Raw genomic sequence first — 21446 nt, forward strand, 5'->3', positions numbered from 1 at the left:
TTACTGGAGGGCGGCGACGGCGCGGGAGGCCGCCGCCGGGAGGATGTTCGCCCATGCTGCAACTGGCGCCTGCCGCGCTTTTCGAACACTATCTCGGCATTTCGCGGCTGCTCGCGGGCCAGCTCGATTTCCGCTCGGCCATCCGTTCGGTGGCCAACGAGGTCGCCCATATCATCCCGCACGATCATCTCGACGTCTGCGTGCTCGTGGAGGACGGCAACTACCACACCGCCTACGAGACCGGCATCGACACCGCCTGGGGCGACCTCGAAGGCGCGCCCGTCGTCTACAGCCCGATCCGCTCGCTTTTGTGGGGCGAGGTCGACTACCTCCTCAGCGACGACGCCACCGTCGATCCACGCTTCCGCTTCGAGGGCGCCTTCCGCGCGCCGATCGACGAACAGTCGCTGCGCAGCCGCATCCATGTGCCGATGAAGGTGGAAGGCGCGATCATCGCCGCCCTTTCCTGCTCTTCGCAATCCGCCGGGCTCTATACGCTCGACGACGTGGAGCGCGCCCGCGTGATCGCCGACCTGCTGACCCCCTATTTCTTCGCGCTGCGCGCCGCCGAACAGGCGCAGCGCTCCGCCATCGTCGAGGCGGAGGCCCGCGCGCGGGAGGAGGGCCTGCGCCTCGGCGCGCTGCGGCTGACCGAAGCGCTCGAACAGGAGCGCCAGCGCATCGGCATGGACCTGCACGACCAGACCCTCGCCGACCTCACCCGCCTCGCCCGCCGCGTCGAGCAGCTTTCCCTGAGCGGCGAGATCGGCCCCGATGCGCTGGAGCCCGTGTCGCGCTCGCTGCAGCACTGCATGCATGACCTCAGGCAGATCATCGAGCAGGCCAAGCCCTCCGTCCTCCAGCTCTTCGGCCTGGCGCAGGCCGTCGAGAACCATCTCGACCGCTCGGTGCGCGACAGCGGCATGCCGATCCGCTGGGCGCTCGCCGACGAGACGGCCGGCGCGCTCGACAAGCTGGAGCCGACCGTCAGCGTCGCCCTCTTCCGCATCGCGCAGGAGGCGATCAACAACGCCGTCCGGCACGCGCGCCCGACGACGCTCGCCGTGCGCCTGCGCATCGAGGCCGAAAGCCTCGTGCTGGACGTCGTGGACGACGGCTGCGGCGTCGTTCGCACGCGCGGGCGCATCGGCAGCGGCGTCGAGAACATGAAGACGCGCGCCCGGCTGATTTCCGCGACCTGCGCGATCGGCGCGGGGCGCAACAACAGCGGCACAACCGTGACGGTCCGGCTTCCCCTCGCCCCGCAAGGCGGCGCGGCAGCCCCATGCGAAGGAGGAACGGGTGATGAAAGTCCTGATCGTGGAGGATGATCCCCTGCATCGTTCCTACCTGCACGAGGCGGTGAGCGCGGCGCTGCCGGAATGCGAGACCGTCATCGAGGCGGAGAACGGCCTTTCCGGCGAAAAGCTCGCCCGCGACCACAAGTCGGCGCATATCGTCATGGACCTCCAGATGGCGACGCGCAACGGCATCGAGGCGGCGCGCACGATCTGGAAGGAACGGCCGGAGACGCGCATCCTCTTCTGGTCGAACTATTCCGACGAGGCCTATGTGCGCGGCGTCTCGCGCATCGTGCCCGACGGCGCGGCCTACGGCTACGTGCTCAAGTCCGCCTCCGACGAGCGGCTGAAGCTGGCGCTGCGTTCGATCTTCGTCGAGAGCCAGTGCGTGATCGACCGCGAGATCCGCGGCGTGCAGCAGAAGAGCCTCGGCCAGACGAACGGTTTCACCGATTCCGAATACGAGATCCTCGTCGACATCGCGCTTGGCCTGACGGACCGCGCGATCGCCCGCCGGCGCAACCTGTCGCTGCGCAGCGTCCAGAACCGCCTGCAGCAGCTCTACGACAAGCTGGACGTCTACCAGTCGACCGGCGAGGACAGCGAGGATGCGCGCTTCAACCTGCGCACCCGCGCCGTCACCACCGCGCTCCTGCGAAAACTGCTGAACTACAGCGCGCTGGAAAAAGCCGAAGCCGACCTTCAGGAATGGCTGACCAACCTCTGAGGCGCGCCGCGGCCTTTTCCCCGCCCCGTTTCACCGGACCCGGACGGGTTCGGCATAGTAGGGCAGCCGGTCGATCCGTGGCGACCACAGCCCCTTGTCCACGACGGCGCGCACATGGGCGGCGATCTCCTCCATGGGCGCAAACCACACATCGCCGCGCGTCAGCACCTGCTCGAGGAACCGGTGCACCACCTCCCAGCGCGCAAGCCGCCCGGTGGCGAAGGGATGCACGACCGGCACCCACAGCGCGCCGTGCCGCCAGGCGGCCTCGAACTCCTGCGCGAAGGCGGCAAAGCCCTGTTCCGGCGCGCGGACCGGCATCATGTAGTCGAGGTCGATCGACTGGACATATTGCGGCCAGTCGTCGAGGCCCCAGTGCGACGGAAGCTCGACCAGGCTGCCGGCCTCGCATTCCAGGAGATAGGGAATGTCGTCGCCCATCAGCGAGGCATCGTATTCGAAGCCGCGCGCGACCAGGAGATCGGCCGAGCGATGCGAGAAGTTGTAGAGCGGCGCCCGCCAGCCACGCGGCCGCCGGCCGCTCGCCTTGACGATCACGTCGATGCCGCGGTCCAGCCAGTAGGCCTCGTCCTCGTCGGAAAGCTCGCGCGGATGCTCGTGCAGGAAGCCGTGATGGGCGAGCTCGTGGCCGCCCTCCAAGATGGCCTCGATCGCCTGCGGATAGCGCTCGATGCACCAGGCCGGCACGAAGAAGGTCTGCCTGATGCCGAGCTGGCGATAGCTTTCGACGATGCGCGGGATCGCCACCTTCGGCCCGTATTGCAGCATGGAGATACCGGCGACGCGGCTATGGCCGTCCTCCGGATGGGCGATGTGGATGAGGCTGTCGGCATCCATGTCGAAGGTGATGCAGGCGGCGCATTTCGCGCCGTTCGGCCAGGGAATGGGATTCTTGATCACGGCATGATGCTCCCGCCATTGCTGCCGACGCCCTGGCCGGTGAAGTACCGTCCGCCGGAGCCGGCGAGGAACAGCGCCAGTTCGCCGATCTCCTCCGGCTGGCCGAAGCGGGCGAGCGGGATGGCAAGCTCGCGCGCCCGCCATTCGGCGCTCATGTTCGCCGCGCCGAGCATGTCCGTGTCGATCGGGCCGGGGCAGATGGCGTTGACCAGGATGCGGGGGGCGAATTCCTTCGCCCAGGAGCGGGTGAGGCCGAGCACGCCGTGCTTGGAGGCGACGTAGGGCGAGAAGGTCTCGCGGCCGTAATAGGCCATGTCCGAGGCGATCAGGATCACCCGGGCCGGCACCTCCGCCGTACCCTCCATCAGCCCGATCGCCATCTTGCCGACGAGGAAGCTGCCGCGCAGGTTGATGGCGATCACCCGGTCGAAATCGGCGACGGGCGTGTCCAGCAGCGGTGCCTCGTGGATGACGCCCGCGCAGTGCACGACCACGTCGAGCCCGCCGAACCTTTCCTTCACCGCATCGCCGACCGCAAGAACGGCGCTTTCGTCGGAGACGTCGCAGGAAAGCGCCAGCGTCTCCGCCGCACCGGCCCCGGCCGCCGCGACGGCGGTTTCATCGGGCCTGCGGATGTCGGCGAGCGCGACGCGCGCACCCGTTGCGGCAAAGGCAAGGGCGCAGGCCGCACCGATGCCGCGATAGGCACCCGTAACGAGAACGCGCCTGTTCATGCCATCACCTCGCCGCGATCGAGCATCAGGCCCTGGCCCGTCATGTCCTTCGCCCCGTCCGAGGCGAGGAAGAGATAGGGTGCGGCAAGGTCCTCCGGCTCCAGCAGGCCGGGCAGGACCTGCGCTCCGACGATCTCGGCCAGCAGGTCCTCCTCGCTGCGGCCGGTGCGCAGCGACATGTTCTTCAAGGACAGCATGGCCGCCTCCGTGCGCACCCAGCCGGGGCAGACGGCGTTGACGCGGATGCCCCTCGGGCCAAGCTCCTTCGCCATCACGCGCGTGAAGCCGAGATTGGCATGCTTGGAGGTGATGTAGGCGGCGAAGTCCGGCACCGCGACGCGGCTCCAGATCGAGGCCGTCACGATGATGCGGCCGCCCTCCACCATATGGGGCACCGCGTTGCGGGTCACGTAGAACGTGCCGTTGGTGTTGATGTCGGTGATGCGGCGGAACGTGTCCTCGATGGACGGATCGGGATCGAGCAGCGGGGTGATGCGCTCCAGCCCCGCATTGTTGACCAGCACGTCGATGCGGCCGAGCGGCGCGAGCGCCGCCTTCACGGCGGCGCTGTCGGTGATGTCGCATTCGATCGCCGCGACCTTGCGGCCGAAGCGGGCGGTCATTTCCTGCGCCGTCTCCTGAATGCCCGCGCCGGAGGAGAGGATCGTCACATCGGCGCCGGCGGCGGCGAAACCTTCCGCCACGGCCCGGCCGATGCCCCGGCTCGCCCCCGTGACGAGCACATGCTCGCCGGAGAAGTCATAGTGAAGTCGTCCCATGGTTCAGCCCTTCCTTGCGTGCATGATGCGGCCGATGAGGTTCATGAGAACCTGGGCGGCGAGAATGGCGGTGCCACCGGTCTGGTCGTAATCGGGGGCGACCTCGACGAGATCGATGCCGACGATGTCGCCGCGCTTTGCAAGCGCCGCCAGGATCTCCAGCACCTCGTAGTAGATGAAGCCGCCATGCGACGGCGTGCCCGTGCCCGGCGCGATCGACGGGTCGAAACCGTCGATGTCGATGGTGACGTAGTAACGCGCCCCGGCCGGCACGCGCTCCACCACCGCCTGCGTGCCGAGCGCCCGGATCTGGCGGACCGAGAGGATATCGGACCCCATTTTCCGCGCATCCTCGTAGCCTTCCCTGGCCGTCGAGGAGACGTTGCGGATGCCGAGCTGCGTGAGGCCGCTGACATAGGATTTTTCCGCCGCGCGGCGCATCGGGTTGCCGTGGCCGTAGCGCACGCCGTGGCGCTCGTCGACGAAGTCGAGATGGGCGTCGATCTGCACGATATGGATCGGGCCGTTCTTCTCGCAGTCCTCGGCAAAGGCGTTGACGCAGGGGATGTTGACCGAATGGTCGCCGCCCAGCACCACCGGCAGCGCGCCGGCGTCAAGGATCTTGCGCACGCCGAATTCGATATTGGCATGGCTCTTCATCGTGTCGGTGTGCACGATGTCGGCATCGCCGATATCGACGACGGAGACCGCGCCGCTCGGCAGGTAGGTAACGTCGTCCTCGTGGTCATAGGCGCCGCCATGCCCGAAGGAGAAGAGCGTGGAGGCCTCGCGGATGGAGCGCGGCCCGAAGCGGGTGCCGGCGCGCCACTGCGTGCCGCAGTCGAAGGGGGCGCCGAGGATCGCCACATCGGCGTCGATGGCGTCCCAATCCGGCTGGTAGGGATATTTGCCGAAGGTGCAGATGCCGACGAACGGCAGGTTCAGGCGGCCGGTCTCATAGGAATTGCTGGTCATGGTCGTTCCGTTTCAGATGGATGACAATCGAGGTGACGGGCGCCACGGCCCTTACGGCTCCGTGCCGTTCGGGGCCGCCTTGCGCCAGAGCTTCGACAGCGCCCAGAGGCCGACGGCGACCCCCGCCAGCACCAGCTCGCCGATCAGGAAATCGGTGGTCTGGGTGATAAGGGCATAGCCGGTGAAGGCGACGACGATGACGGGCGGCAGCGGCCAGAACGGCATCTTGAAGGGCCGATGGACATGCTTCTGCGAGATGCGGCTCCAGAAGGCGGCGACCCCGACGAAGAAGTAGACGGTCGCGATCATCGTCCCCGCGAACATGATGAGCCAGTCGAGGCTGGACATCATGATCAGGAACGCCGAGGGGACGAGCAGCGCGGCGACGCCCCAGCCCGGCGAACGGAAGCGGTTCAGCCCGGCAAGCCTGTTGCCGATTGCCGGCGGCCAGAGACCGTCGCGCGCCGAGGCGAAGACACCGCGGGCGAAATACATCTGGAGCGTCAGCGCGGCGTTGAAGAGCGCCGCGATGACGCCGATATTGACGATCGTGCTCGCCCAGGGGCCGAGCGCGCTTTCGACCGCCGAAACGATCGGCGCATCCGACTGCAGGAAGGCGACCAGGTCCGGCGCGGCGATGACGCCGGCGAAGAGCGGGATCGTGATGAGGATCGAGGCGAGGATCGCGGCATAGATGACGGCCCGGCCGACATCGCGCGCGCCGCCGACAAGCTCCTCGACGAAGCCGCAGACGGCGTCATAGCCGTTCAGGACGTTGAAGGCCGGCGCCAGCGTCGCCAGCGCGATGCCGAGGGTCAGCGGCACGAGCTGGCCGTTCTCCAGCACGACCGGATGGAACACGATGTCGACCGGATTTTGCACCGGGGCGACGATCGCCGCCAGCACGATGAGCCCGACGACGACGAGCTGCACGACGAGAATGGCGATGTTCACCTTCGCGCCGATCTCCACCTTGGTGATGGCGATGGCGCCGGAAACGGCCAGCAGCAGGAAGGCGATCACCTCATTGGGCACGGTGATCCATGGCAGCAGGTTCTTCAGGAAGATCGGAATGCCCAGCAGCAGCGATGCGGGGATCACGATGCCCTGCGTCACGAAGTTGAACAGCGTGATCCAGGCCAGCGGCTCCGGCAAGGCGCTGCGCACCATCGAATAGGAGCCGCCCGTCGACGGATAGGTCGAGGCGAGCTCGCCGAGGCACATGGCGATCAGGACCACGACGACGCTGAGGATCAGCATCGCCCCGACGCCGAAGGTCCCGCCGACCTGGAAGACGCCCGCCGTCAGCAGCAGCACGGCCATGGCCGGCGAGGCGTCGGCCATGGCCAGGCACACCACATGCGACACCTGGAGCCGCCGCCGCAGCGTATGCGCCTCCCCCTCGGCCGCCACCCCTTCATAGTCCGGGCTCTGCCCGGATCCTTCCAGCACTTTCGTCGATGACATCGCTCACTCCCCCTCTTCGCATCCGGCATGGATGCAACCCACGGCCCGACGCCCGCCACGTCGTCGCACGGGCCCGGTCCCTCCGACCGGGCACGCCACGCAGGGGCGCCATCAATCTATAGCCGATTAAAACTTTTACTAAGTAAATTTTTTAGTCGCGAAAACTTTCTTCGTCAACGGCGAATCTTTCGAAACGCGATGCGATTTCCGGCGGGTCGACGGCGGGCAGGATGGGAGATGGGGGCGGGTCGCCAGGCAGGCGCCCTGTGGCGGGCCTGTTCGGCACGGGCGACCGGCCGCTTCCGGCGGCACCGGCACATCTCTGCCGGACGCGGCGTTCCATTTCAGCCGTCGTCCGCGGTCAGATATATAGCGCGTCCTTGTGCGTCCGTCCGGACGCACGGCGCTTCAGTGCTTCAACACGCGTGCGAGGAAGGCGCGTGCGCGTTCGTTCTGCGGGTTGTCGAAGAATGCGTCCGGCTTGCCGATTTCCAGGATCGCGCCCTGGTCGATATAGACGATCCGGTCGGCCACTTCGCGGGCAAAGCCCATTTCGTGCGTCACGATCATCATCGTCATGCCGTCGGCGGCCAGCTCGCGCATCACGTCGAGCACCTCGCCGATCATTTCCGGATCGAGCGCCGAGGTCGGCTCGTCGAACAGCATCAGGTGCGGCTCCATCGCCAGCGAACGGGCGATCGCCACGCGCTGCTGCTGGCCGCCGGAGAGCTGGCCGGGATATTTGTGCGCATGCGCCTTCAGGCCGACGCGGTCGAGCAGCCTGAGCGCGGTCGCCTCGGCCTCGGCCTTCGACTTGCGGTGCACGCGCATCGGCGCGATGGTGATGTTCTCCACCACCGTCTTGTGCGGGAAGAGGTTGAACTGCTGGAACACCATGCCGACGCCCTTGCGGATGGCGGCAAGCTCGCTTTCGCCGCCGAGAAGGCGATCCTCCTCCACGGGCATCGGGTAGCCGTCCACCAGGAGGCTGCCGTTCTGGTACATTTCCAGCCCGTTGACGCAGCGGATGAGCGTCGACTTGCCCGAGCCGCTCGCGCCGATCACCACCACCACCTCGCCGCGCGCCACGGAGAGGTCGATGTTCTTCAGGACGTGATGGCTTCCGTAGAACTTGTTGAGGGTCTTCATTTCGACGATGGTGCTCATGGAGCGGCCTCCGGTGGTGTTCGCGTCGCTCATCGGCTGCCCCGCGCAAGGTGCTTTTCGAGCTTGCGGGCGACGAAGGTGATCAGGGATCCGACGAGGAAATAGGTCAGGAACAGGAACGAATAGACTTCATAGGTGCGGTCGCCATATTGCGGGTTGGCGAGGATCATCTGGCCGGCGCGCAGGAAGTCGGTGAGGCCGATGATGAAGACCAGCGGCGCCGTGTTGAAGATGTCGAGCACATTGCCGACGAGCGGCGGCACCACCACGCGAAGGGCCTGCGGCAGGACGATCGAGCGGTTGATGTCGAACTCGCTCATGCCGAGCGACCGGGCGGCTTCCGTCTGCCCGCGCGGCACGGCCTGCAGGCCGCTGCGGACATATTCGGCGACATAGGCGGAATAGAACAGCGTGAAGCCGATCATGCCGCGCACCACATCCGCCAGATTGAGCTGCGGCGTCAGCACGGGCATCAGGATCCAGATCCAGTAGACGACCATGATCAGCGGCACCGAGCGCATCACCTCGATATAGGCGGTGCAGATCCAGCGCACGCTGGAAAAGCGGCTGCGGCGGCCGAAGGCGAGCAGGATGCCGATCGGCAGGGTGACGACCGCGGTGACGAGCGTCAGGAGGATGCTGAGCAGCAGGCCGCCCCACAGGCCGGCGCCGGGCGGCGCCATCACGGCGAAGATCGCGATCAGCCCGACGAAACTTGCCGGCACGAGACCCCTGCGGGCCGCGGGAACGCGGGAAATCAGCGCCCAGGACAGTCCGAAGAGAGCGACGAGCGCGGCAACGCACAGGATGTTCGCAAGGCCCTTCGTCCCCGTCAGGACCAGCGCAACCGCCACCACGAGGAGGAGGCCGCCGGCATGCCGCCCGCGGAACGCGAAGACGCAGCCCAGCGCCGCGCCGAGCAGGGCGGCGATGATCATCGCCGCGACCCAGGTCCGCCACGCCTGGTCGACCGGGAAGATGCCGATCATCAGGACGCGCAGGCTTTGCGGAATGATGTCCCATTGCGCCACCGTCAGCGCCCAGCCGGCGATCTGCCAGATGAGCCAGAGCACGCCGGGAATGACCGTGAGGGACAGGAGGACGTCGAACGGCTTGGCAAACAGGTTGTGCCGCGACCATTTCAGGGATCTGGCGATCATCGCGACGCTCCGTGTCTTGTCATGCGGCGGTCGGCCCAGCCGACGGCGGCGCTGATGGCCCAGCTCAGGATGAGGTAGGAGGCCATCACGATGACGATGCCTTCCAGACTGTGGCCGGTCTGGTTCGCGATGGTACCGTAGATGTTGAACAGCTCGGGATATCCGATGGCGATGCCGAGGGCGGTGTTCTTCGTCAGGCTGATATACTGGTTGCCGAAGGACGGGAGGACGACGCGGAAGACCTGCGGCAGGATGATGTCGTTGACGGTGTCGCGGCGCGTGAGGCCGAGGGAGGCGGCCGCCTCCCATTGCCCCTTCGGCAGCGCGTCGATGGCGCCGCGCACGATTTCCGCGATGTAGGACGCGCTGTTGACGACGATGGCAAGCAGCAGCGCGGCCATTTCCGGGCTCATGCTCGTGCCGCCACGCGCCTGGAATTTCGAGGCGACTGGAAGGTCGAGGCCGACGATGCCGGTTGCGAACATCATTGCGCCAAGCAGGAGGACGGCGCCGGCGCAGATCCACCGGACCGTCCCGTTGCGATCGAAGAGCACGCCGAGGATGGCGACCCAGAATGCCGTCGCGGTCCCGATGGCGAGGACCGAGTCACCCCCCTGCCAGGTGGGGACGGGAAAATAGAGGCCCTGCTGGCTGATCACGACGCCGTAGACTTTCGCGGCGGCGGCGATCGGCGGGAAATGCAGGACGACGGCGAAATACCAGAAGACGAGCTGGATCAGGAGCGGCGTGTTGCGCACGAACTCCACGCACCAGAAGGAGAGGTTGCGCACCACCCAGTTGGTCGAGAGCCGGCCGACGCCGAGCAGCGTTCCGAGCACGGTGCTGAGAAGGATGGCGAGGACGGCCACCTTGATCGTGTTGAAGATGCCGGTGACGAAGGCCTGGGCGATCAGGTGATCCGACGTGAAGTTCAGCAAGGCCGGCCAGACGCCGTCCTCCAGGGCGACCGTCTTGCCTTCGCTGATGTCGAAGCCCGCGGCATCCCAGAGGAAGGAGAAGCTGAACCTGATCCCGTGCCGGGCAAGTCCCTCCTTCACCGCGAAGGCGAAGAGGACCACGAGGACGATGGCAGCCGCGACGATGGCGGACTGGGTGGCGTTGTACCGAATCCGGTTGCGCCGGCGGCGAGCCGGCAGGTCGTCGTCGGCCACGTTACCGGCCACGTTCGCTTGGGTTTGCACAGTCATGTCGAAATACCAGAACCGATTGGGGGACCGGGGCGCGATGCCGCCCCGGTCCGGTCAGGAGGGGATCAGTTCCAGAGCGGCGAATAGATGGCGCCGCCCTCGGTCCACAGGGCATTCGGCGTGCCCTTGCGGTCGAGGAACATCCGGGTGTCCGGGCCGAGATTGCGCGCATAGATCTCGCCGTAATTGCCGGTGACCTTGAGCGCCTGCGCGACGAAGTCGTCGGGAAGGCCGAAATCCTTGCCGTAGCCGCCGCCGACGCCGAGGAACTTCTGGACGAACGGATCCTCGCTCTTCTGCTTCTCTTCGAGATTGGCCTGCGTGATGCCGGATTCCTCCGCCTGGAACAGGCCGTAGGTGACCCAGCGCAGCGCGTTGCGCCACTTGGAATCATTGGCCGCGACGAAGCCGCCGAAGGGCGATTTGTCGAGCGTGTCGGGCAGGATCAGATAGTCGGCCGGCGTCGGCGAATTGCCGGCCCAGGCGGCAAGCGCGGACTTGTCCGTGCTCATCGCGTTGCAGCGGCCGGAATTGAGGGCGGCGAAGAGCTTTTCGAGGTTCTCGTAGGTCAGGACCTTGGAGCCTTCCCAGCCGCGCGCCTTGAAGGCGCTGGTGAGGACCGTCTCGGTCACCGAGCCCTGCGTCGTGCAGAAGGTGGCGCCGTCGAGGTCGGCGAATTCCTTCACGCCCGACTCCGTCTTCACCATGACGCCCGTGCCGTCGTAGAAATTGACCGGCAGGAAATCGATGGCGATGGAGGATTCGCGCGCCGGCTTGATGGTGGTGTGCGCGAAGACGACATCGACCTGGTTGGTGAGGACCGCATCGAAGCGGCTCTTGTCGGTGACCGTCACGAACTTGACCTTCGACGCATCGCCGAGGACCGCGGCGGCGACCGCGCGGCAGAAGTCGACATCGAGGCCTTCCATCTGGCCCGTCGTCGTGTTGAGGTAGCCGAAACCGGGCGCGGTGTTGTCCGTGCCGCAGTTCAGCGTGCCGCGCTGCTTGACCGTATCGAGGACGGAGGCCGACGCGTGCCCTGCGGTAACGGCGAGGCCGGCAAACATGCCGGCCGTGAGAAGCTTGATCAGTTTCATTGCAGTCCCCTGTGAATATCGCGAGCGCCCTGCACGCTGGTGCAGAGCCCGGTTCTCATGCCGAGAGCTGATTTGGGCGATAGGGCAACAGCGGCTCTTGCCGTTCTGTAGCGATTGTTCCCGCCATTGGCCTAAGTCCGCCGTTTGGTAGCCAAGCTGCGAACCCATATCAATCGACAGGGGGACGATAGGAACACGATTTGTTCAGGTCTACTTAATTCTGCTTTACGTACTATTTAGCAAAACTGTTTGATTTTAACCGTCGGCATTGCCTGCGGAAGCCGTATCGGGCGGGATCCGCGCCTCGCCCTTGCCGGTGGGTAACCGGCGGCGGGAACCGATCCGCGCGTTGATCTCCGCGATGAAGGCCTGGACGGCGGGGCTGCGTTTCTCCCCCTTGCGGAAGGCGAGCGAGATCTTGCGGCGGATCTCCGGCTCGACCTTGCAGACCCAGACGTCCTCGAGGTCGTAGCTCGCCCGAAGACCCGGCAGGATCGAGATGCCGTAGCCCTCCCGGATCAGCGCGATCGTCACCTCGAAGCCCTTGCAGCGAGCGACGATGTTGGGGGTGAAGCCGGCCTCCTGGCACGCATCGGTGATCATGCGGTTATAGGCCGAGGAGGCGGTGTCGAGCGCCCAGCGCTCGCCGCGCAACTGATGCAGCATGACGGTCGGCTGCTCGGCCAGCGGATGGGTCTGGGACACCATCACATTGAAGACATCCTCCATCAACGGGATCGTCTCGATGTTCGGATCGACGGCACCGGCGGGCACGTTGAGGTCGTCGATGATCGCGATGTCCGTCTGCCAGCTGCGCAGGGCCGCGAGGCTCTCGGCGGGTTCCATCTCGTCGAACTGCACCGTGAGGCGCGGATGGAGGCGATGGAGGCCCTGGATCGCCCCCGCCACCACCGCCGCGGCGACGGAGGGAAAGGCCGCCACCCGCAGCTCGCCGGCAATGACCTTCTTCAGTTCGGCGATGTCGGCACGGGCCGATTCCAGCTCGATGAGGATCCGCTCCGCCCGTTCGACGAGCTGCTTTCCGGCCGGCGTCAGCTCGACGCCGCGCCCGCGCCGCTCGATGAGGTCGATGCCGACCTCCTGTTCCAGCAGCGCGATCTGCTGCGAGACGGCGGATGGGGAAACGTATAGCGCCTCGGCCACCGCGGCCATGGTCTTGCGGATCGACAGTTCGCGCAGCGCGCGCAAGCGGGCAAGGTCCATTCTTTCCTCCTGGAGCAACACGAAGAATGATTAGCAAATCAGAACGCATGTGCAAATATTATTAACTTTTTCTGGATCGAAGCCGTGACTAGCCTTTCTCCAAGCCCTCATACCCCTTGCGGAGACTGGTCATGACCGAACAGACGAAAGCCTATTTCAACGCCCCCGTTCACGAGCGCGACCCGCTCGTCGCCGGCGCCATCGACAACGAGCGCAAGCGCCAGCAGGACCAGATCGAGCTCATCGCATCCGAGAACATCGTCAGCCGCGCCGTGCTCGACGCGCTCGGCCACGAGATGACCAACAAGACGCTGGAAGGCTATCCGGGCAACCGCTTCCACGGCGGCGGCCAGTTCGTCGACGTCGTCGAGCAGGCGGCGATCGACCGCGCCAAGCAGCTCTTCGGCTGCGCCTATGCCAACGTCCAGCCCCATTCGGGCACGCAGGCCAACCTCGCCGTCTTCTTCCTGCTGCTGAAGCCGGGCGACAAGGTCCTCTCGCTCGATCTGGCCGCCGGCGGCCACCTGTCGCATGGCATGAAGGGCAACCTGTCGGGCCGCTGGTTCGAATCGCACAACTACAATGTGGACCCGGAAACCGAGGTCATCGACTATGACGCGCTGGAGCGCATCGCCGAGGAGGTCCGCCCGACGCTGCTGATCACCGGCGGCTCGGCCTATCCGCGCGAACTCGACTTCGAGCGCATGGGCAGGATCGCGAAGAAGGTCGGCGCCTGGTTCCTCGTCGACATGGCGCATATCGCCGGCCTCGTCGCGGGAGGCGCCCACCCCTCGCCCTTCCCGCATGCCGACATCGTCACCTGCACCACGACCAAGACGCTGCGCGGCCCGCGCGGCGGCCTGATCCTCACCAACAACGAGGCCTGGTTCAAGAAGCTGCAGGCTGCCGTCTTCCCGGGCGTCCAGGGCTCGCTGCACAGCAACGTGCTCGCCGCCAAGGCCGTCTGCCTTGGCGAAGCGCTGCAGGACGACTTCAAGGTCTATGCCGCGCAGGTCAAGGCCAATGCCCGCGCCCTTGCCGAGACCCTGATCGACCGCGGCGTGCGCATCGTCTCCGGCGGCACGGACACGCACATCGTGCTGGTCGACCTGTCGAGCAAGGGCCTGATCGGCAAGCAGGCGGAAGACCTTCTGGCGCGCGCCAACATCACCGCCAACAAGAACCCGATCCCGGGCGACAGCCCGCGCCCACCCGAATGGGTCGGCATGCGCCTCGGCGTCTCCGCCGCCACCACGCGCGGCATGAAGGAAGAGGAGTTCCGCACGCTCGGCACCATCATCGCCGACCTCATCGAGGCGGAAGCCGCCGGCACGGCGGACGACGTCGTCGACGGCGCGAAGGCCAAGGTGGCCAGGCTGACGGCCGCCTTCCCGGTCTACGCGCACTGAGCGAGAGAGATCCGGACCGACAGAAGGGGGCGCGCCATTCGCGCCTCGTTCCGGCCCGAGCCGGGCCTTGGATGATGCGAAAGGGAACGTCATGGGAATGGACAGGGTTGCGGGCGGTGCGATCATCGACGGCAGGATGTTCGCGGCCGGCCTGCTGGACGACGTCGCGGTGAAGGTCGCACGGCTGAAGAACGCGACCGGCGCCGTGCCGGGCCTCGCCGTGGTCCTCGTCGGCAGCGATCCCGCCAGCGCCGTCTATGTCGGCTCGAAGCACCGCCAGACGGCCGCCGCCGGCATGAATTCCTTCAAGCACGAGCTTGCGGCCGACACGACGCAGGACGACCTGATGGCGCTGATCGGCCGGCTCAACGGCGATCCCGCCGTGCACGGCATCCTCGTCCAGCTACCCCTGCCGCCTCATCTCGACGCCGGTGCCGTCATCCAGGGCATCGATCCCGACAAGGATGTCGACGGCTTCCACATTTCCAATGCCGGGCGCCTTTCCACCGGCCAGCCGGCGCTGGTGCCCTGCACGCCGCTCGGCTGCCTGATGCTGCTGAAGCACCGGCTCGGCGGCGATCTTTCCGGCCTGCACGCCGTGGTGGTCGGCAAGTCGAACATCGTCGGCAAGCCGATGGCGCAACTGCTGCTTTCGGAAAACTGCACGGTGACCATCGCCCATTCGCGCACGCGGAACACGCCGGAGCTCTGCCGCACCGCCGATATTCTCGTCGTCGCGGTCGGGCGGCCGGGCCTCGTGCGCGGCGACTGGATCAAGCCGGGCGCCATCGTCATCGACGTCGGCATCAACCGGGTGCAGATCGACGGCAGGTCGCGCATCGTCGGCGACGTCGCCTTCGAGGAGGCCCGCCATGTGGCCGGCGCGATCACGCCCGTTCCGGGCGGCGTCGGCCCCATGACAATCGCCTGCCTGCTCTCCAACACGCTCACGGCCTTCGGCCGCCAGCATTCCATCCCTATCGACTGATCGACCCGAAAGGATCGCCAATGTCCGCCCTTTCCAACCGCTATGCCCTGCGCGTCGCCTGCCCCTCGATACGGGGCGTGACCGCCGCCATCGCCACCTACCTCTCCGCCAACGGCTGCAACATCTCCGACAGCGCCCAGTTCGACGACAAGAGCACCGGCCGCTACTTCATGCGCGTCAGCTTCCAGTCCGAGGAGGGCCTTACGCTGGAAGCGCTGCGCGAGGGCTTTGCCGAGATCGCCGCAGCCTATCAGGCGGATGCCGAATTCTTCGACGAGACGACCAAGCGCAGGGTCATCCTCATGGTCTCGCGCTTCGGCCATTGCCTCAACGACCTGCTCTATCGCCAGCGCATCGGCGCCCTGCCGATCGACATCGTCGGCGTCATCTCCAACCATTTCGATTACCAGAAGGTGGTCGTGAACCACGACATCCCCTTCCACCACATCAAGGTGACGAAGGAGAACAAGCCGGAAGCCGAGGCCGAGCAGATGCGCATCGTCGAGGAGACGGGCGCCGAGCTCATCGTGCTCGCCCGCTACATGCAGGTGCTCTCCGACGAGATGTGCCGGACGATGTCGGGCCGCATCATCAACATCCACCATTCCTTCCTGCCGTCCTTCAAGGGCGCCAATCCCTACAAGCAGGCCTTCGAGCGCGGCGTGAAGCTGATCGGCGCGACCTCGCATTACGTGACCGCCGATCTCGACGAGGGCCCGATCATCGAGCAGGACACGGTGCGCGTGACGCACGCCCAGAGCGCCGAAGACTATGTCAGCCTCGGCCGCGACGTGGAGAGCCAGGTGCTCGCCCGCGCCATCCACGCCCATATCCACGGCCGCGTCTTCCTCAACGGCAACCGGACCATCGTCTTCCCGCCCTCGCCCGGCTCCTATGCCTCCGAGCGCATGGGATAGGCTCCGCCCGCCACGGGACCCGTGAAAGGCGTCGCTGCCGGCACGCGCCTTGCCAGGTCGAGATCGCCGCGGCTATCGCTACCCCCTGAAGACCGGCACGCCGCCGCCAATGGCGCGGCGCGCGCCTCCCACCCGAAGCAGGATCACGACATGGCCATCCACCTCCCCGACAATCCCGCCCGCTCGGATGTGCTGGCGGCGCGCCCGACGCTCTGGACGAACCCGCACTACTCGGAGAACGCCATCGCGGATGCGACGCTTCCCGTGCGGCCGTCGGATGTGGACGAGGCGCGGGAAAACTGGCGGCTGGCGCCCCTGCTGGAAGCCTGCTTCCCCGAACTGCAAGCCACGAACGGCGAAATCCGCTCCGATCTCGTGCCGCTGGAGGCCATGCGCAAGGCGCTGGGCTATGACGGCGCCGAATTCGGCACCCTTCTCGTCAAGGCGGACAATGCCCTTCCCGTCGCCGGGTCGATCAAGGCGCGCGGCGGCGTCTACGAGGTCTTCCTGTTCGCCGAATGGCTGGCCCGGCGCGAGGGCCTGCTGAAGGCGGGCGAGGACATCCGGCGCCTTGCCGGACCGGACGCGAAAGCCTTTTTCTCCCGCTACACCATCGCCGTCGGCAGCACCGGCAATCTCGGGCTCAGCGTGGGCGTCGCGGCCCGCGCGCTCGGCTTCAGGGCGACGGTCCACATGTCCGCCGACGCCAAGGCGTGGAAGGTCGAGCGGCTGACGCGGCTCGGCGTCGCAGTCGTCAGGCACGACGCCGACTATACGACCGCGGTGGAGAATGCCCGCATCGCCGCCGAGAGCGACCCGACGATCTACTTCGTCGACGACGAGCAATCCCGGCAGCTTTTCCTCGGCTACAGCGTCGCCGCGCTGGAGCTTGCCGGACAGCTCCAGGCCCGCGGCATCGTCGTCGATGCGGAGCATCCGCTGTTCCTCTACCTGCCCTGCGGCATCGGCGGCGCACCGGGCGGCGTCGCCTATGGCGCGAAGACGGTCTTCGGCGACAATGTGCACTGCTTCTTCGTGGAGCCGGTGCAATCGCCCTGCGCGCTGGTCCATCTCATGAGCGGTTCGGCGGATCTCGTCTCCGTCTACGATGTCGGCCTGACCAACCGCACGGAGGCGGACGGCATGGCCGTCGCCCGCATGTCGGCCTTCGTCGCCACCGTCATGCGCCGCATGCTGGCCGGCGTCTTCACCGTCGACGACCCGTCCCTGTTCCGCTGGCTCCTGAGCGCCCACCATAGCCAGAACCTGCGCCTCGAACCGTCCGCCGCCGCCGGCTTTGCCGGCCCGGACTTCCTGGTGAAGCACCCGGCAGGCAAGGACTTCTGCGCGCAATGGCAGATCGGCGGCCGCCTCGCCCAGGCCACCCATGTCATCTGGACCACCGGCGGCGCCTTCGTGCCGGAGGACCGGTTCCAGGCCTTCCTGCGCACGGCGAACGAGATCGGCGGGCCGACCTGACCGCCGGCAACCCGCCTTGGTGCAAAGCGGACATACCGCGGCACGGCCCGTTCGCATCATCGATGCGTGCGCCACCAAGCGTCCGTATCCGCCGCCTCAGAACAAGGCCATGTCGCCGACCAGCAGGTTGCGGGCGAGCCACGGGCTCTGCCGGCCCTCCGTGTCGCGCAGCACGCGGGTCTTGACTGCGGCGTAGAACTCGCCGAGGTCGATGACGCCGTTGGTGTCCGCATCCGCCGCGCCGCGCCCCGCGCCCAGCACCTCGACGATGGCCGAGGTGAAGACGCCGCCGCCCCTGCCGGCGCTTTCCAGCGCCACCTGCCGGCCCTTCGAGGCGGCGAGCACCACCATGGGCGCGCCGGCACGGGTCAGGAGCGCGCCGGCCACGTCGTCGTTCGTCGCGAAGGCGCTGCTGCCGGCAAGGCCCGTATGGCAGGCATCGAGCAGCACCACGACCTTCGCCTCGGCCTTGGCCAGGACGGCCGCGACCTCCCGCCAGGCCAGCGCGGTTTCCTTCAGCGCCGCGGTGCGCGTGCCGGGCAGCGCGAGCAGCAATTCGCCCGTCGTGCCGCGCTCGCCCGAGCCGACGGCATGGCCGGCGAAGGAGAAGAGCAGCGTATCCTCCGGCCCCGCCGCCGCGACGGCATCCGCCACCGCCTTCAGGATCGTTTCCGCCCGCGCGGCCTCGTCGGTCAGCAGGATCGGTTCCCTGCGCCCGTCGCCCGCCTGCGCCAGAACCGCCTTCAGGCGCTCGGCATCGCTGCGCGCGAAGGAAAGCGCGGGAATGGCGGGATCGCCGCTATAGGCGTCGATGCCGACGAGGACGGCATGGAGCATTCCCCGGCCGCCCGCGGGCGGCGGCAGGACGAGGCCTTTCGGCGTGCTGACGAGGCCGTCGGCATCGTCAGCGAGCACGGTGATCCAGTGGCCGCCGCCGGGATCGTCTATCTCGAAGACCGCCTCGGCCGTCGCGCCCGTAACGGCGCGCTCGCTCACCAGGCGGCCGTCGACGAAGACGCGCAGGCGGGCAAGCGCGGTATCGTCGCTGGCGCTGACGACGAGGCGGCGCCGGCCGGCCTCCGCCGCGCGCGCGGAAAAGGCGACCAGCGGCGGCGCGCCGAGCGTTTCCGGCCGCGCGGCGACGTCGTGGCCCGCCAGCACCGCCTGTGCAAGGCCGGGCCGGTGCAGCGCCGCGCCGAACTGGTGGACGGTCTGCAGGCCGGCCATGCCGGCAAAGCGGACATTCAGCGCATGCGCGCCCTCGTAGCTGGTGTCGAAGCGGCCGTCCGGCAGCATGACGACGATCTCGTCGTCGATATGCACGCCCGCCAGTGCCTGCTCGCCGGTATCGACGCGGGAGACAGTGAAGCGGCCGTCGTGGTTGAGCTGCACCAGATGCCGGCCGTCGCGGGTGAGCCGCATGGCGCGCACCAGCGTCGGGTTGTCCAGCGGCATGAGGTTGCCGATGCGCCTGCCGGTGCGCGTGTCGATGACGGCGGCCATGCCGGAATAGCTGGCGGAGACGAGGATGCGCTCCTGCGCCACCGCAAAAACGCTGATCGCGCTGGCATCGGACGCACTCCAGCCGAAGGCGCTCGTATCCTCGGAGGCCTTGTCGGGCACGAGCTGCCGGTCGATATCCACGATGAGGCCGTCCGAAACCAGGATGAGGCCCGCCTGGCTGATCCGCGAGCTGCCGGCATAACAATTGACGAACAGCAGGCGGCGGACCTTCGTCTCCTCCCCCCAGCGCCAGGCCTGCTCGATGGCGGCCGGATCGAACGCCTCGGCGGAGGTGCTGCATGCAAGGCCGATGTCTTCCCGCGGCAACGGGCGGATGCGCCCGCGGATGGCCGGCGTCGCCGCGGCGATCTCTGTCACGAGCGCGTCGATCTTCGCCTTCCGCGCGGCGCCGAAATCCATATGGTCGCCATAGGTGTCGTGATCGATCCGCGACACGCGGTCGATCTCGCCGATGACATCGCCGATCCGGTCGAAGATCGTCGCCTCGGAGGCCTGGAAGACGGGTTGCGGCAGGCGGCCGAGGCCGCGGCCCGCCACCGCGACGGCGCAGAGCACGTCCCCGCCCTCCACGCGGGCAAGGCCGCGCCCGTCCTCGGCCGTTTCACAGCGCTCGTCGGTATCCGCCGCCGTCGCCGTCACCGCCGGCAGGGGATTTTCGACGGCCTGGTCCTCGGCCACGAAGGCCTGCACGTCCGGTTCGCGCGCGTTGATACGGTAGCTCTCCATGCCATGGGTGACACGAACGGGTTCGCCGAACCGCCAAAGCGGGCTTTCAAGCGGAATATCGATGCCGCGGTGGGTTTTCACAAGCTGGCGAAGCGCCTTGCGTGCGCCGTCGGGGTCGAAATCGTCGCTCTTGCCCTGCGACATCAAGGCAAAGAGCCCCGGCCCGCTTTCCGCCAGATCGTGGGTCTCATCGGAAATCATGTCCCAGAACAGCCCGCCGTCCTTCAAGCCGTCGGCGTTGGGGCCGGTCATCGCCACGAACATGCGGTCGATATCGAGCACGATTTCGGTGAGCCAGCCGACCTCCATGTTCCGCATGGAGGTTCCGGTGACAAGATCGCTGTCGAGGGTGGAGACGACGGTGTTTTCCAACTGGCGGATTTCCGCGCCGAGCACGATGAAACTGTCGTTGCGCGCCCAAGCGAGCACTCCGGGGCGCAGCACCTGGATCACCGCGCCATCGGCAAGGTCGACGACCTCGATCCGGTTGTCCGTCGCCCGCCCCGCCGCCACGAACCGCCCCGCCGGCGAGAACCGCGGGTTCAGCCCCGCCCGGGCGAGCAGCAGCGCGCCCGTCTCCCGGTCGAAGACCTCGTAGCGGCCATCATAGACCTTCATCGCGTGGCGGCCGGAGGCATCGGCCAGCACCATCTCCGGCGCATCGGTCGTGAAGCGGTCCTGGACAACGATCTCCGGCAGGCCGAGCTGGACCGTCAGGTCTGGCGAACGCTCCGTGCGCAGCACATGTTCGCCGCATTTTCCGCCCGTCACCAGGCTGACGCCGATATCCTGCCGGCCGGCGGAAAGCAGGAAGGCCGTGATGAGCCCGCTTGCCGCGGGCTGGCGGCCGAAGAGCGGGATGATGGCGCGCACGCGCGCCTGCGCATGCCGCAGGCCGTCCGGCCCCTTCGCCCCGGCCGTCAGCGGGAGGAAGCCCTTGCCCCTGAAGCGCGTGGCGGGCGGGAAATCGGCGACGATGAACAGCGGCAGGGGCGAAGGCCGCGCCGCCGGGAACTGGTAGCCCAGTTGCAGGCCGGTGTCCGGCGTCAGCTTCTGCGTCAGGCCGACGGTGAACCGGATGCCGGCGACGAGCGCCCGCGCCTCGCCGAGCGCCGCGGGACAGGCCATCGCCCCGGTCTCCACAACGGGAGAGCGCCGGAGCACGGCGATCCTTTCGCGCATCTGCCGGCCGAGGCAGGCGGCATCGCCACCGCAGCGGCCGCGTTGCCGCAGCCAGGCGCGCTGCTCCGCCACCAGCGTCTCCGCGGCGCTGCCCGTCGCCGCGGCGCGCGCGGCGCCGTAGACCGCCGACATTTCGGCATCGAGCGCCGCCAGCGCCGGATCGGCGCAGATCGCCTGCTCCACCGCGTTCGAGGCCTTCCGGCAATCGAAGCTGGGCTGGGCGGTCGCGGAAAGGGCGAAAAGCAGCAGGAGAACTGCGGAGGCCGGCAGGACGAATGTCAGGCGCATCGGCATCACCTCGGAAACGAAACCGCGATCCCTTGTCTTCCGTGCCCCGGCGCTTACGGATCGCCCGCCCTCTTCGCGCCCCGCCCCAGAACGTCGTGCATGGGAATTCCGGCCCAGGCGGCGACTCACGCTCGCTTGTTAGCGCTAACGGATCAAAGGCGCCGCTCATTCGC

17 protein-coding genes are annotated in these 21446 nt (G+C 67.5%); 6 read left to right on the forward strand and 11 right to left on the reverse strand.

The window, feature by feature from the left end; genetic code table 11:
* The first annotated feature begins 53 nt into the window (after positions 1–53).
* A complete protein-coding gene (locus EV665_RS15260; protein WP_245507724.1) occupies positions 54–1331 on the forward strand; it encodes a sensor histidine kinase in 1278 nt (425 codons plus the stop codon).
* Positions 1306–2028 carry a response regulator transcription factor gene (locus tag EV665_RS15265; protein WP_064333454.1) on the forward strand — a complete coding sequence of 241 codons (723 nt, stop codon included), beginning with the start codon at positions 1306–1308 and terminating at the stop codon, positions 2026–2028. The genes EV665_RS15260 and EV665_RS15265 overlap by 26 nt, the downstream gene beginning before the upstream one ends.
* Positions 2029–2058: 30 nt before the next feature.
* Here the strand turns inward: EV665_RS15265 and EV665_RS15270 are convergent, their stop codons facing one another.
* The 10 genes from EV665_RS15270 to EV665_RS15315 form a co-directional block, all read right to left on the reverse strand.
* Positions 2059–2949: a polysaccharide deacetylase family protein gene (locus EV665_RS15270; protein ID WP_133034719.1), complete on the reverse strand. Its 891-nt coding sequence runs from the start codon at positions 2947–2949 to the stop codon at positions 2059–2061.
* Entirely contained in the window at positions 2946–3683 is a 738-nt protein-coding gene (locus EV665_RS15275) for an SDR family NAD(P)-dependent oxidoreductase (protein ID WP_133034720.1), read from the reverse strand. Before EV665_RS15275 ends, EV665_RS15270 begins: the two co-directional genes overlap by 4 nt.
* Positions 3680–4462, reverse strand: a complete 783-nt coding sequence (locus tag EV665_RS15280) for an SDR family NAD(P)-dependent oxidoreductase (RefSeq protein ID WP_064333451.1) — start codon at positions 4460–4462, stop codon at positions 3680–3682. Before EV665_RS15280 ends, EV665_RS15275 begins: the two co-directional genes overlap by 4 nt.
* Positions 4463–4465: 3 nt before the next feature.
* Positions 4466–5437, reverse strand: coding sequence for an agmatinase (gene speB / locus EV665_RS15285; RefSeq protein ID WP_064333450.1), 972 nt, complete (start codon positions 5435–5437; stop codon positions 4466–4468).
* 51 nt (positions 5438–5488) lie between these two features.
* Complete coding sequence (locus EV665_RS15290; protein ID WP_133034721.1) at positions 5489–6904, reverse strand: APC family permease; 1416 nt, start codon at positions 6902–6904, stop codon at positions 5489–5491.
* 408 nt (positions 6905–7312) lie between these two features.
* Positions 7313–8071 (reverse strand): amino acid ABC transporter ATP-binding protein, encoded by a 759-nt coding sequence (locus EV665_RS15295; protein WP_133034722.1) that lies wholly within the window; start codon positions 8069–8071, stop codon positions 7313–7315.
* A gap of 29 nt (positions 8072–8100) precedes the next feature.
* Positions 8101–9231, reverse strand: a complete 1131-nt coding sequence (locus EV665_RS15300) for an amino acid ABC transporter permease (protein WP_133034723.1) — start codon at positions 9229–9231, stop codon at positions 8101–8103.
* Positions 9228–10439, reverse strand: coding sequence for an ABC transporter permease subunit (locus tag EV665_RS15305; protein ID WP_133034724.1), 1212 nt, complete (start codon positions 10437–10439; stop codon positions 9228–9230). Before EV665_RS15305 ends, EV665_RS15300 begins: the two co-directional genes overlap by 4 nt.
* Before the next feature lie 65 nt (positions 10440–10504).
* Complete coding sequence (locus tag EV665_RS15310) at positions 10505–11536, reverse strand: transporter substrate-binding domain-containing protein (RefSeq protein ID WP_133034725.1); 1032 nt, start codon at positions 11534–11536, stop codon at positions 10505–10507.
* A 255-nt stretch (positions 11537–11791) separates the two neighbouring features.
* Positions 11792–12760, reverse strand: coding sequence for a LysR family transcriptional regulator (locus tag EV665_RS15315; protein WP_133034726.1), 969 nt, complete (start codon positions 12758–12760; stop codon positions 11792–11794).
* A gap of 131 nt (positions 12761–12891) precedes the next feature.
* Between EV665_RS15315 and EV665_RS15320 the strand changes: the two genes are divergently transcribed.
* From EV665_RS15320 to EV665_RS15335, 4 genes are all read left to right on the forward strand, one after another.
* Positions 12892–14169, forward strand: coding sequence for a serine hydroxymethyltransferase (locus tag EV665_RS15320; RefSeq protein ID WP_133034727.1), 1278 nt, complete (start codon positions 12892–12894; stop codon positions 14167–14169).
* A 91-nt stretch (positions 14170–14260) separates the two neighbouring features.
* Positions 14261–15157 (forward strand): bifunctional methylenetetrahydrofolate dehydrogenase/methenyltetrahydrofolate cyclohydrolase FolD, encoded by an 897-nt coding sequence (gene folD / locus EV665_RS15325; RefSeq protein WP_133034728.1) that lies wholly within the window; start codon positions 14261–14263, stop codon positions 15155–15157.
* Positions 15158–15177: 20 nt separating this feature from the next.
* Positions 15178–16074 (forward strand): formyltetrahydrofolate deformylase, encoded by an 897-nt coding sequence (gene purU, locus EV665_RS15330; protein ID WP_133034729.1) that lies wholly within the window; start codon positions 15178–15180, stop codon positions 16072–16074.
* 150 nt (positions 16075–16224) lie between these two features.
* Positions 16225–17553: a D-serine ammonia-lyase gene (locus EV665_RS15335; protein WP_133034730.1), complete on the forward strand. Its 1329-nt coding sequence runs from the start codon at positions 16225–16227 to the stop codon at positions 17551–17553.
* 96 nt (positions 17554–17649) lie between these two features.
* Here the strand turns inward: EV665_RS15335 and EV665_RS15340 are convergent, their stop codons facing one another.
* Positions 17650–21273, reverse strand: coding sequence for a caspase family protein (locus EV665_RS15340; RefSeq protein ID WP_162853067.1), 3624 nt, complete (start codon positions 21271–21273; stop codon positions 17650–17652).
* Positions 21274–21446 lie beyond the last annotated feature (173 nt).

The sequence above is a fragment of the Shinella granuli genome (assembly GCF_004341885.1).
In the GTDB taxonomy this organism is placed as follows: Bacteria; Pseudomonadota; Alphaproteobacteria; order Rhizobiales; family Rhizobiaceae; genus Shinella; species Shinella granuli.